The sequence below is a fragment of the Xanthomonas sp. DAR 35659 genome (genome assembly GCF_041242975.1).
GTDB classification, from domain to species: domain Bacteria; phylum Pseudomonadota; class Gammaproteobacteria; order Xanthomonadales; family Xanthomonadaceae; genus Xanthomonas_A; species Xanthomonas_A medicagonis.
In genome coordinates this window covers 1103187-1116203 of the sequence record NZ_CP162488.1, presented here as the reverse complement: position 1 = coordinate 1116203, position 13017 = coordinate 1103187, and the positions used below count along the sequence as shown (strand labels likewise).

Genomic DNA, 13017 nt, shown 5'->3' with positions numbered 1-13017 from the left:
ACGTCCGCAAGCAACACACGCCGATTCCCGCATCGCCGGCCCGCCCGAGCGGGCGCGATCGGCGATCGCGCGCGCACCCGCCGGGCATCCCACCCACGCTCGTTACGGCGCGCCCTTCTCCGCCTCCAACTGCTTGCGGATCTGCGCATCGACCGCGGCGATCGCGGTCATGTTCATCACCCGGCGCGAGGTGGCGCTGGTGGTAAGGATGTGCACCGGCTTGGAGATGCCCATCAGGATCGGGCCGATCGCCACGCCGTCGGTGAACACGCGCACCAGGTTGTAGGCGATGTTGGCCGCTTCCAGGTTCGGCAGCACGAACAGGTTGGCGCGGCCCTTCAGGGTGCTGTTGGGCATGATCTGCTTGCGCAGCGCTTCGTCCCATGCGGTGTCGCCCTGCATCTCGCCGTCGATGTTGAGCTCGGGCTTGCGCTTGAGCAGCGCTTCGCGCACCTGGCGCATCTTCAGCGCGTCGCGCGAATCGTGGCTGCCGAAGTTGGAATGCGACAGCAGCGCGATGTTCGGTTCGATGCCGAACAGCTTCAGGCGATAGGCGGCCTGCAGCGTGGCCTCGACGATCTGCTCCACGCTCGGATCTTCCTGCACGTGGGTGTCGACGAAGAAGAACGCGCCCTGCTGGTTGATCACGCCGGTCATCGCCGAGGTCGAGCTGACCTTCGGCTCCAGCGGAATCACGCTGCGCGCGTAGCCGAGCTTCTTGTGGAAGCGACCGACCACGCCGGTGAGCAGCGCATCGGCTTCGCCGCGCGCGACCATCACCGCCGCGATCAGCGTCGGCCGCGAGCGCATCAGTTCCTTGGCCGCGGTGACGGTGACGCCGCGACGCTCGGTGAGCGCGTGGTAGTACTGCCAGTAGTCGTTGAAGCGCGGATCGTCGTGGATGTTGGTGATCTCGAAATCCACGCCGGCGGTGATGCGCAGGCCCAGGCGCTGGATGCGCGCCTCGATCACGTCGGGGCGGCCGATCAGGATCGGGAACGCCAGGCCTTCGTCGATCACGCTCTGCACCGCGCGCAGCACCACTTCCTCTTCGCCCTCGGCGTAGACCACGCGCTGCTTGTCGGCGCGGGCGCGGTCGTACACCGGCTTCATCATCAGGCTGGTGCGGTAGACGAACTGGCTGAGCTTGTCGCGGTAGGCGGCCATGTCGGCGATCGGCCGCGTGGCCACGCCCGACTCCATCGCCGCCTGCGCCACCGCCGAGGACAGTTCGACCAGCAGGCGCGGATCCAGCGGCCGCGGGATCAGGTAGTCGGGGCCGAAGCTCGGCGTCTCGCCGCCGTAGGCCGCGCCCAGGTCCGAGGCCTCGCGCCGCGCCATCGCCGCGATCGCCTTGACGCAGGCGATCTTCATCTCCTCGTTGATGCCGGTGGCGCCGACATCGATGGCGCCGCGGAACAGGTAGGGGAAGCACAGCACGTTGTTGATCTGGTTCGGATAGTCCGAACGGCCGGTGCCGATGATCGCGTCGGGGCGCACCGCCTTGGCCGCCTCCGGGGTGATTTCCGGATTCGGATTGGCCAGCGCAAAGATCACCGGCTGCGGCGCCATCGTCGCCACCATCTCCGGCTTGAGGATGCCCGCGGCCGACAGGCCCAGGAAGATGTCCGCGCCCTCGACGATCTCGGCCAGGGTGCGCTTGTCGGTGTCGCGGGCGTAGCGCGCCTTGTCCGGATCCAGGTCGGTGCGGCCGGTGTGGATCACGCCGTCGCGGTCCAGCGCCAGGATGTTCTCCGGCTTCAGGCCCAGCGAGACCAGCATGTTGACGCAGGAGATGCCGGCCGCGCCCATGCCGGTGGTGGCCAGCTTGACCTCTTCGATCTTCTTGCCGGTGACCACCAGCGCGTTGAGCACGGCCGCGCCGACGATGATCGCGGTGCCGTGCTGGTCGTCGTGGAACACCGGGATGTTCATGCGCTCGCGCAGCTTGCGCTCGACGATGAAGCACTCCGGCGCCTTGATGTCTTCCAGGTTGATGCCGCCGAAGGTCGGCTCGAGGCTGGCGATGATGTCGACCAGCTTGTCCGGATCGTTCTCGTTGATCTCGATGTCGAACACGTCGATGCCGGCGAACTTCTGGAACAGCACGCCCTTGCCTTCCATCACCGGCTTGGACGCCAGCGGGCCGATGTTGCCCAGGCCCAGCACCGCGGTGCCGTTGCTGATCACCGCGACCAGATTGCCGCGCGCGGTCAGTTCGCTAGCCTGGTTCGGGTCGGCGACGATCGCTTCGCAGGCGAAGGCCACGCCCGGCGAATAGGCCAGGGAGAGGTCGCGCTGGGTCAGCATCGGCTTGGTCGCGGAGACCTTGATCTTGCCCGGCGGCTGCTGGCGGTGATAGTCGAGGGCGGCCTGTTTGAAATCGTCGTTTGACATCGAGGGCTTCTTTTGTCGAAAGGCGCGGAGGCTGGGAATTCTACCCTCCGCGGCCGTGGCCGGCCTGTCTGGCGGCTGTCGCCGCGCGCGCCGGCGCCGGAAAAAGCGCGACGCGCCGGCACTGCCGGCGCGTCGTGCGCTGCCGCGGATCAGCGGACCGCGAGCGGCTCGGCCGTCACCGCCGGCAACGGCGCGGCCTCGCCATCCAGTGCCAGGCGCAGGCGATCGCGGTCCAGCGCGTTCTCCCAGCGCGACACAACCACGGTCGCCACCGCGTTGCCCATGAAGTTGGTCAGCGAGCGGCACTCGCTCATGAAGCGGTCCACGCCCAGGATCAGCGCCATGCCGGCCACCGGCACTTCCGGCACCACCGCCAGCGTCGCCGCCAGGGTGATGAAACCGGCGCCGGTCACGCCGGCCGCGCCCTTGGAGCTGAGCATCGCCACCAGCAGCAGCGTGATCTGATGGCCAAGGGTCAGTTCCGTATTGGTGGCCTGGGCGATGAACAGCGCCGCCAGGGTCATGTAGATGTTGGTGCCGTCGAGATTGAACGAGTAGCCGGTGGGCACGACCAGGCCGACCACCGACTTCTCGCAGCCGGCGCGCTCCATCTTCTCCATCAGCGACGGCAGCGCCGATTCCGACGATGACGTGCCCAGCACCAGCAGCAGTTCCGCCTTCAGATAGCGGATCAGCTTGAAGATCGAGAACCCGCAAAAGTAGGCCACCGCACCGAGGATCACCACCACGAACAGCAAGGACGTGACGTAGAACGAACCGACCAGCCAGGCAAGCTGCACCAGCGAATGCAGGCCGTGTTCGCCGATGGTGTAGGCGATCGCGCCCAGCGCGCCGATCGGGGCGGCCTTCATCAGGATGTGCACCAGCTTGAACACCGGCGCGACCAGCGCCTCCAGCACGTTCAGCACCGGCTTGCCGCGCTCGCCGACCAGCGCCAGCGACACGCCGAACAGCACCGCCACGAACAGCACCTGCAGGATGTTGTCGCCGACGAACGGGCTGAGCAAGGTCTTCGGGATGATGTCCATCAGGAAGCCGAGCAGGGTCAGTTCGTGCGACTTTTGCACGTAGCCATCGACCTTGCTCTGGTCCAGCGTCGCCACGTTGACGTTCATGCCCGCGCCCGGCTGCACCACGTGCGCGACGATCATGCCCACCACCAGCGCCAGGGTGGAGAAGAACAGGAAGTACACCATCGCCTTGCCGAACACCCGGCCCACCGTCTTCAGATGGGTCATGCCGGCGATGCCGGTGACGATGGTCAGGAAGATCACCGGCGCGATGATCATCTTCACCAGCTTGATGAAGGCGTCGGCCAGCGGCTTGAGCTGGGTGGCGAAGTGCGGCTCCAGATGGCCGAGCGCCGCGCCGATGACGATAGCCACCAACACCTGGACATAGGTATGCCGATAGAACGGTACCGGTCGCGACGGCGCCTGGGTGGCCGGGGAAGTTGGGATATGCATGCGTGCGCTCCGGAGCAGAGAGGCCGGCAACCCGAGACGGGTCGCGGAACGCTGCCTTTGTACGCGGCGCCGGCTTCTAAGCAGATAACCTATTGGTACTAGTCCTCTGTTCGCAGCGTTGCCGGCGCAGTTACAGTGTCCCCGGCACGCGCTTGGGAGGGCGGTGCGACGCGCAATGCCAGCGCCGGGGCACGCCCCCGCTGGCGCGGCGCCTCGTCCCGATCCGCCGCCGGCGCTGCCGCCGGCGCATGCGTATTCAGGGGGAATGCGCCGTCGCACCATCGCAACATCGCTGTAAAGAACCGCCGGATGCGTCCGCTATTGCATGCGGGCGGCTCGTTGTTCCGACGGACGCGCCCGCAGCGCGGCCGAGGGTCGGCCCCGCTCGGTTGTCCGCTGCACCGCCCGCGCAAGCCTTGCCGTCCCGTCAGTCGAGTGCCGGCGCGCTTTTTCCTCATCGAGAAGACCTCACACCATGCGCCATTCCCTTCTGTTCGCCGCGCTGTGCCTGACCGCCGCCGCTCCCGCCGCCGCCAGCGGTTTCGACGATTGGCCGACCAAGGTCGCCTTCAACGACGGCACCGAACTGGCCGTCACCGGCAACTACGGCTACGACTGGAACAACTTCTCCGACGACGATCCGCGGCTGGAGGACGACAACGCCTTCCGCCGCAAGGAATTCGGTGCGACGCTGAAGAAGAAGGGCGTGTACGACGCGATGGTGTACTTCGACTTCCAGTCCAAGCTGTGGCTGGACGTGTTCTTCCGCTTCGAGACCAAGGCCCTGTTCGGCGCCGACTACGGCAAGGTGCGCCTGGGCTACATCAAGGTGCCGGTCGGCCTGGAAGGCGTGACCAGTTCGCGCGCCGACAGCTTCCTGGAAACCGCGCTGCCGATCCAGGCGATCTACCAGGGCCGCCGCACCGGCGTGGAATGGACCTTCGAGCGTCCGCAGTACCTGCTGCAGGCCGGCGCGTACGGCGGCAAGGACCTGCAGGGCGACAATCCCGGCACCACGCAGGCGGTGCGCGGCGTGTGGACCCCGTTCAAGGCCGAGGGCGATGTGCTGCACCTGGGCCTGGCCTATTCGCAGGAGAATCCGCGCGGCTACCACAACGGCCTGGACGTGAGCTTCAGCCCGCGCGTGCGCCTGCGCGCGCGCCCGGAAGCCGGCCTGACCGACGTGCGCCTGGTCGACTCGGGCACCCTGGTCGATGCCGACCAGGTGCGCCGCACCGGCCTGGAGGCGATCTGGATCAAGGGCCCGTTCTCGCTGCAGGGCGAGGCGCTGCGCGCCGAGGTCACCCGCGACAACGGCCGCCCCGACTACACCGCCGATGGCCAGTACGCCTTCGCCAGCTACGTGCTGACCGGCGAGTCGCGTCCGTACAGCGCCGGCAACGTCGCCAACATCAAGCCGGCCAATGCCTATGGCGCGGTGGAACTGCTGGTGCGCTACAGCCGCCTGGACCTGGACGACGGCAGCGTGCTCGGCGGCCGCCAGCACGACTGGACCGTGGGCGCGAACTGGTACCTGACCAGCCACTTCAAGTTCCAAGCCAACTACGTGCGCGCCGACGCCGAGCGTGCCGGCGTGCGCACCAAGCCGGATTCGTTCGACCTGCGCGCGCAGGTCCAGTTCTGATCGGCAGGCGCTGACGGGTTCCTGGTTTGCCACCCGCTCGGCAGCGCCCGGGCGGGACGCTTCCTTCGCCATGGCGCGGCCTGCGTCTGCCGGCCGCGCCACGGTGCCGCATTGCGCCCGTGGCCACCGCGACCGGCAACGCGGTCGAACCCGCCCGCGTTTGCAGCCTGCGGCACGCACGCGCCCGGCTGCCGCTAAGCTGACGGCCTCGTCCGGCCACTCTTCCGCATGCAGTCCGCTTCGCGCTATCGCCACCTCGCCCTGCTCCTGCTCGCCGTCCTCGGCGGCATGGCGCTGGCGATGTTCTCGGCCGGGCAGTTCGCCGAGCAGCGCGCGCTGCGCGCCGAGAGCCGGCAACTGCGCCAGCAACTGGATCTGTACGCGCAGAGCCTGCAGCAGCGCATCGACCGCTACCGCACCCTGCCGCAGGTGCTGGCGCTGGATCCGGAACTGCGCGCGGCACTGACCCAGCCGCCGGACCCGGCCACGCACCAGCGACTGAACCTGAAGCTGGAACGCGCCAACGACGTCACCCGCTCCTCGACGCTGACCCTGATCGGCGCCGATGGCGTCGCCGTGGCCGCCAGCAACTGGCGCCTGACCAGCAGCAACGTCGGTGCCGACTACAGCTTCCGCCCCTACGTGAAGCAGGCCTTGGCGCAGGGCAGCGGCCGCTTCTACGGCATCGGCATGACCACCGGCGTGCCCGGCTACTTCCTGTCGCAGGCGATCCGCGACGAGGCCGGGCGCACCCTCGGCGTCATCGTGATCAAGATCGAGCTGGCCGCGCTGGAACGCGAGTGGCTGCGCGTGCCCGATGTGGTGCTGGTCAGCGACCGCCACGGCGTGGTGTTCCTGTCCAGCCGCGACGCCTGGCGCTACCGCCAGCTGCAGCCGCTGAGCGCGCACGAACGCGAGGAGTTGCTCGCCACCCGGCAGTACGCGCGGCAGGCGCTGCTGCCGACGCAGCGGCGCAGCCTGGAGACGCTGGACGACGGCAGCCAGGTGGTGCGCATCGACGTGCCCGCGCAACGCATGCCGGTGCTGTGGCAGAGCATGGCGCTGCCGGAGAGCGGCTGGCGCCTGCATCTGCTGCACGACCTCGGCGGCAGCCGCGCCGCCGGCCGCGCCGCCGCCCTGGCCGCGGGCGGCATCTGGCTGGCGCTGGTGTTCCTGGGCCTGCTGTTCCAGCAGCGCCAGCGCCTGGCGCGGCTACGCCAGCGCAGCCGGCGCGAGCTGGAAACGCTGCTGCAGCAACACGCGCAGGAATTGCGCACCGCGCAGGACGGCATCGTGCAGGCGGCGCAGCAGGCCGATACCGGCCTCAGCCGCAGCCTGGAGCACCTGCCGCAGGGCGTGGTGATCATCGACGCGCAACTGCGCCTGGTGGCGTGGAATTCGCGCTACCTGGAGATCTTCCGCTTCCCGCCGGACCTGATCCGCATCGGCCGCCCGATCGAGGACGTGTTCCGCTACAACGCGCGCCGCGGCCTGCTCGGCCCCGGCCCGGTGGAGGCGGCGATCCAGCGCCGCCTGGATCACCTGCGCAGCGGCCGTCCGCACATGCGCGAGAGCGAGAAGGACGACGGCACGGTGCTGGAAATCCGCGGCAATCCGCTGCCCGATGGCGGCTTCGTCACCAGCTACGCCGACATCACCAGCTACAAGAACGCCGCGCGCGAACTGCGCTCGCTGGCCGACGCGCTGGAGCATCGCGTGGCCGAGCGCACCCGCGACTTGGCCGAGGCCAAGCGCGAGGCGGAGAACGCCAACCGCTACAAGACCCGCTTCGTCGCCTCGGCGGTGCACGACCTGCTGCAGCCGCTCAACGCCGCGCGCATGTTCGTCTCGGCGCTGCGCGGCAGGCTGCCCGACGCCGACGCGCGGCAGCTCGCCGACCATGTCGACAACGCGCTGGTCGCGCAGGACGCGATCCTCAACAGCCTGCTGGACATCTCGCGCCTGGAAGCGGGCACGCTGAAGACGCAGGTGCGCGATTTCGCGTTGGGACCGTTGCTGCAGGCGCTGGCGCACGAGTTCGGCATCGTCGCCGAGGATCGCGGCCTGCGCCTGGACTACGTGCCCACGCGCGCGGCGGTGCGCAGCGACGAGACGCTGCTGCGGCGCATCCTGCAGAACTTCCTGTCCAACGCGCTGCGCTACACCCCGCGCGGCCGCGTGCTGCTGGGTTGCCGGCGCGACGGCGACAGCCTGCGCATCGAAGTCCACGACCAGGGCCCCGGCATCCCGGAGGCGTTGCAGCAGGAGATCTTCGAGGAATTCCGCCGCCTCGGCGACGGCGTCGCGCAGGACCGCGGCGCCGGGCTAGGCCTGGCGATCGTGGAGCGCATCGGTCGCCTGCTCGGCCACCGCATCGGCCTGCGTTCGCAGTTGGGCCACGGTAGCGTGTTCACGGTCACCGTGCCGCTGGGCGATGCCGCCGCCGCGGCGCGGCTGCAGCCGCCGACCGCGATGGCCAGCGACAACGGCGACGACCCGATCCTGCACGGCTGCCGGGTCTGGTGCATCGACGACGATCCGCGCGTGTGCGAGGCCAGCCGCGCGCTGCTGGAGCGCTGGGCGTGCCGGGTGGAACTGGCGGCAGGCCCAGAGGACGCACTGGCCGCGGCGCAGCCGGGTCAGGCGCCGGAGCTGGTGCTGCTGGACGTGCGCATGGGCGCGCACGACGGCCCGGCCCTGTTCGCCCGGCTATGCGAACGCTGGAACGCCGCGCCGCGGGTGATCCTGGTCACCGCCGAACCGGATCCGGCCTTGCGCGCGCTGGCCCAGGAACGCGGCTGGGGTTTCCTGTCCAAGCCGGTGCGCGCGCCGGCGCTGCGCGCGCTGATGACGCAGATGCTGCTGCGCGGCTAGACCTGGGTAGATCACGCGATGCGTTGCACGCATTGCGTGAAGTGGCGGCCCGCCCCGCGTCCGTGTCTCGAGAATTGGTTAGAAGCGTTACGCCGACCACTTCACCTTGGGCGAAATCCTGGCGACGCGAGCGACCGCCAATGCACCGAGACACCGCACCAAGCTCAGCCCAACGCCGGTGCCGGCGCCCGCTGCTGCGCCAATGCCTCGTTCTGCGCCTGCTGCGCGCGCGCCTGCGCCAGATCGCGATTGACGCTCTCCAACTGCGCGAACGACTGCGCCTGCGGTGTCTGCAGCGCCTGTTCGGTCGGCATGGCGGCGCGCAGGTGGGCCGGATCCTTGTTGTCTCCCTGCACCACGAAGGCGGTCTGGCCGGCCTGCAGCGTCGCGGTCGGCGCGTTGAGCCCGACGTGATCGACCCGGGTCAAGCCCTCGCGCTTGGCCAACACCAGCAGGCTGGCGGTCAGGCGGTCGCTGGATTCATCCCAGCCGCGCCCCAGCTGCGCGTTCAATCGCTCCACGCCGGACTTGATCTGCTGCTGCAGCGCATGGTCCGGATGCCCGGGCTGGGACGGATCGCTGGCCTTTGGCGGCGGCTGATGCTGCGCCGGCGCGGCGAGATGCTGCCGCGCCGCGGCTTCGCGCTCGGCGACGCGGCTGTCCATGCTCGGCAGGATGGTGCCGTTGAGGTGGCGCTCCATCGCCTCCGATCCGGAGGGAATCACGGTCCCGGCGAGCGCGGCGGTCTTGGCCGCGTTCCAGTTCCCGACCGGGCCAACCAACTCCTGCGCGGCGGCGACGGTGCCGGCACTGGCGGCGCTTTGCGCCGCCATCGCGCCCGGCGCGCGATCGGCGGCGAAGGACAGCGCTTTCCCGGCGGCGTCGAGACCTCGATCCAGCTGCCGTCCGGCCTCGGTAATGCCCACATGCTGCAATCCGCCGAGTAGCGCCGAACTCGCGCGGATCGTGGCGACGTCGGCCCGGGTCGCGCGCTGGCTCTGCGCGGCTTCCTGCGTGGCCTGCCGCTGCGCTTCGGCGCCAGCCTGTTCCAGGCGTTCGGCCTGGCCGCCGAGCGTGCCCTGCAAAGCCTCGGGCAACAACTGCTCGGTGCCGCGCAGCAGTCGCGCGCCCAGCGCCGCGCCGCGCGCCTGCAATTCGCCGCGCAAGCGCGCGGCGTCCGACTGGGCGTCGCCGAACGCCGACCGCGCCTCGGCCATCGTCGTGCCCACCGCGTGCGTCGCATCGCGGGCCAGGTTCGCCGCGTGCCCGCTGACGTCGCGGGCCAGATCGCCGGAACCATCCAGGCCGCGCTCGGCGAGCCGCCCCGCCGCGGCGACGGCTTCGCCGACGCGGTGGCCGGCATGGGCGCCGCGCGTCGCCGCATGCAGCACGCTTAACGCCGGCCCGGCAAGTTCGCTGACCTCCTGCAGCGACGGCGGCGAACGCCGCGCGACCACCTTGCCGTCGGCATCGACGGTCTTGGCGACCAGCAACGGCTGCACACGTCCGGCGGCCAGCGGCAATTCCTCCAACAACTTCTCCGTGTCGCCCTCGGCGAGACGGTCGACGAACGCGTGCACTGCCCCCTGCGCCTGTGGCGGCACCGCGGCGTCCAGGGTGCGCTTGAGCATGGCGCGCCCTTCGGGCACCTGGTTGAGCAGTTCGCAGGTTTCGCGCATCACCTCGCCCAACTGCCGGCGTTGGACTGCGTCGAGCCGGTGGACGTTCTCCTGGATCCCGTTGTTCAGCAGCTCGCCGCTGACCTGGTAGGCGGTGACGATGCGCTGGGTGTCGTAGACCCGCACGCCGGGATTCTGTTCGGCGAAGCGCTGCGCGGTGGCCGGATGCAGACCGGCCGCGTTGAGCGTGGTCGCGCGCGCCCCGGTGACGGCGGCGGCGGCCGAGGCCAGGCCGCCGCCGAGCGAGTGGCCGGCGATTTCGAAGTCGACGCCGCCATCCTTCAATTTCAGCGCCAGGCTCATGGCGCGGTCGTAATAGTCGGTTTCCAGGCCAACCGATTGCGGAAAGTTGTTGGCGGCAAAATCCTCGCCGGTCGTGTCGCGCAGGGTGCCGTCCGGCATCTTCACTTCGCCGGAGGAGCCTTTGAAGACCAAGGTCGGCTTGTAGCCTGGGCCGAGGACGTTGGGATCCGGCAGGTAGATCTCGGCGCGAAAGCCGGATTGCCGAGGACTTAGCAGATCTTTAAGTTCCTCTTTGCTTACGCCCAGCTGTTTGGCATATTCGCCAAGCCTATCGGAGTCTTCGCTGACTCGTACCCAGCCCGTTGGCGCCTGCCCCTCGCCTTTAGCCGACTGATAGACATCCGCAGCAAGACCCGCCATTTCACGATCATGATAGATCTGCGTTAGCTGCTCTCCGTGGTTAGCGGCATCCGCACCGCTCTCACCGGCCAGTTGCCGCAGCAGGGCCTGCCGTTGCTGTAGTTCTTCATTGGTCGCCATAGAATCCTTCCTATTTTTTCAGACTTTCTTGGTCAGGGCAGAGGCACATCTTTTTCTTCGATCGCGAATCCGAAATGCATCCTCATTTCACGATACTGATTGGAGAGTGGAGGCCGACTGTAGCCATGCTGCAACAGCCATACTTGGCACTTGCGCTGCCATTCACGGGAAATTTCCGGAGCTGGGTACCAGAACATCGATTGGACCACATGCGAGTCACGGCGATGGGCAGGTTTTCCATACTGATAGACCAAGCTCGGGTCACCGCCATGCTGAAGCAACCAGTAGGAAATCTCAAACCCGCCGCGTGATGTGTAGAGCTCAAGGAGCGTCCCTCCCATCCCAGCCCGATCATTCACGTTCGCACCGCGCTCGATCAAGAGTTTTACGTTTTTTTGCTTGTTTTGATGAATCAGCGCATGAAATGTCAACGACTCATCATTTGAATTGCGCGTGTTCGGATCGCCACCGTGGTCGAGCAATAAGCGCAGGTAAACTTGATCTTCTTTTTGTGCCGCCAGCACCATGGCATTGTTTGCATTGGTTTGGCTTCGCCCCTTTTCTCTGGGATAGGGCTGCGCCGCATTCGGATCGGCCCCATTCTCCAGCATCGCCCGCAGCCCCTCAGGGCTTTCGGTGAACACCGGCCACGCCAGCAGCGGCATGCCGTCGGCGCCGAAGATGTGGTCCGGGTCGACCTTCTCGTCCTTCATCAGGCGCCGCACTTCGGCCGCGTTGCCCTGCTCGGCGGCCAGCGCCAGGGCCTGCGCCTTCGGGTCGGAGAACACCCGGTCCAGGCTGTAGGCCGACTGCGAGGCCGGCGACGGCGGCGCCAGCCAGCAGCCGGACACGCCGCACAGCAACGACAGCACCAGCAGGCAACGCGGGAGGAGATTGTTCATTTCCAGTCCATGGCTGAACGCGGGGGCCTCGATCGCCCCGGCGACATCGATCGCGCGCATGTTACCGAACCGGGCAGCATCAGGGTCGCGAGCGCGCCGCCCAGCCTTCGCTCCGGCCGCGCGCCTCGCCGCATCGCGCGACGCCCGCCGCCCACTGCGGCGTTCACCACTCGCGCGGGGCGATCAGCTCCTCGACGTCGGCGTCTTCGAAGCCGTAGGCCTTGGCGATGTACAGGAAGTCCACGCCGATGTTCTCGCGCGCGGCGGTCTCGATCTCGCTGTCGTGGGCTTCGAATTCCAGCGCCAGGGCGTTGAACTCCTCGGTGGCGGCGTGGGTCAGCCGGTACAGCGCCGGCAGGTCCGCCGGGGCCTGCGCCTCGATCGCCTCGCACAAGCGCAGCAGGATCTTCTGCCCCTTGCCGACCAGCGACCGGGGAAAGTAGTCGTCGTCCAGCATTTCCTGCAGGAACGGATAGTGGGCGGTCTGCTCGTTGCGGATGGTGGTGGTGGGCATGGTCCGGTGGTCTCCGCCCGCGGGGGCGCGGGCATCGGCGCATAGCATCGCGTATCCGGGCGTCGCAGAAAACGCCCCCCGCCGGCGCCCGGGGTCAGGCCTCGCCCTCCGGCTCCAGCGCCTTGACCAGCACCGCGGCCTGGGTCCGGCTGTGGCATTCGAGCTTCTTCAGAATCGCGGTCACATGCACCTTCACGGTGTTCTCGGCCAGTCCCAACTCGTAGGCGATCTGCTTGTTGAGCAGGCCGTCGGCCAGGCACAGCAGCACCCGGAACTGCTGCGGGGTCAGCTGCGCCAGCCGCGCCGCCAACTGCGCGTCGGCCTCCGAGCGTGCCGCGGTCAGCGGCGGGAACCAGGTGCCGCCGTCGAGCACCGCCGCCACCGCGATGCCGATGGTCTCGGCCGGCGAGGACTTGGGAATGAAACCGGCCGCGCCGAACTGCTGCGCGCGGCGGATCACCCGCGGGTGGTCGTTGGAGGAAATCACCACCACCGGCACCTCGGGATGTTCGCCGCGCACGTGCAACAGCGCCGAGAAACCGCGCGCACCGGGCATCGCCAGGTCCAGCAGGACCAGGTCGGCGTCGGGCAACGCGGCCAGCGCGGCATCCAGCGTGGCGGCGCTGGCCGCCTCGGTCACCAGCGCGCGCGGCAGGGCCTGGCGCAGCGCGTGCAACACCGCGGCGCGGAACAGGGGATGGTCGTCGGCGACCAGGATCTTGGGCGTCTCCATGGC

At 68.6% G+C, this 13017-nt stretch carries 8 protein-coding genes; 2 read left to right on the top strand and 6 right to left on the bottom strand.

Annotation, left to right across the window (positions count from 1 at the left end):
* Positions 1 to 102: 102 nt before the first annotated feature.
* Positions 103 to 2397, bottom strand: coding sequence for an NADP-dependent malic enzyme (locus AB3X07_RS04775; protein WP_369943225.1), 2295 nt, complete (start codon positions 2395 to 2397; stop codon positions 103 to 105).
* A gap of 149 nt (positions 2398 to 2546) precedes the next feature.
* Positions 2547 to 3884, bottom strand: a complete 1338-nt coding sequence (locus tag AB3X07_RS04770) for a dicarboxylate/amino acid:cation symporter (protein WP_369943223.1) — start codon at positions 3882 to 3884, stop codon at positions 2547 to 2549.
* A gap of 475 nt (positions 3885 to 4359) precedes the next feature.
* Between AB3X07_RS04770 and AB3X07_RS04765 the strand changes: the two genes are divergently transcribed.
* Together AB3X07_RS04765 and AB3X07_RS04760 are read left to right on the top strand one after the other, a co-directional pair.
* Entirely contained in the window at positions 4360 to 5529 is a 1170-nt protein-coding gene (locus AB3X07_RS04765; RefSeq protein ID WP_369943221.1) for an OprO/OprP family phosphate-selective porin, read from the top strand.
* 228 nt (positions 5530 to 5757) lie between these two features.
* Positions 5758 to 8403, top strand: a complete 2646-nt coding sequence (locus tag AB3X07_RS04760; RefSeq protein WP_369943219.1) for a PAS-domain containing protein — start codon at positions 5758 to 5760, stop codon at positions 8401 to 8403.
* Between the two features lie 164 nt (positions 8404 to 8567).
* Here AB3X07_RS04760 and AB3X07_RS04755 read toward each other — a convergent pair whose 3' ends face one another.
* The 4 genes from AB3X07_RS04755 to AB3X07_RS04740 all read right to left on the bottom strand — a co-directional run bounded on the left by AB3X07_RS04755 (position 8568) and on the right by AB3X07_RS04740 (position 13014).
* Entirely contained in the window at positions 8568 to 10865 is a 2298-nt protein-coding gene (locus AB3X07_RS04755) for an XVIPCD domain-containing protein (protein ID WP_369943217.1), read from the bottom strand.
* 32 nt (positions 10866 to 10897) lie between these two features.
* Complete coding sequence (locus AB3X07_RS04750) at positions 10898 to 11827, bottom strand: ankyrin repeat domain-containing protein (RefSeq protein WP_369943216.1); 930 nt, start codon at positions 11825 to 11827, stop codon at positions 10898 to 10900.
* 103 nt (positions 11828 to 11930) lie between these two features.
* The gene (locus AB3X07_RS04745; protein WP_369943214.1) at positions 11931 to 12281 is read right to left on the bottom strand and encodes a DUF5713 family protein; all 351 of its coding nucleotides are present in this window, start codon (positions 12279 to 12281) and stop codon (positions 11931 to 11933) included.
* A gap of 94 nt (positions 12282 to 12375) precedes the next feature.
* Positions 12376 to 13014, bottom strand: coding sequence for a LuxR C-terminal-related transcriptional regulator (locus AB3X07_RS04740; RefSeq protein ID WP_369943212.1), 639 nt, complete (start codon positions 13012 to 13014; stop codon positions 12376 to 12378).
* Positions 13015 to 13017: the final 3 nt, after the last annotated feature.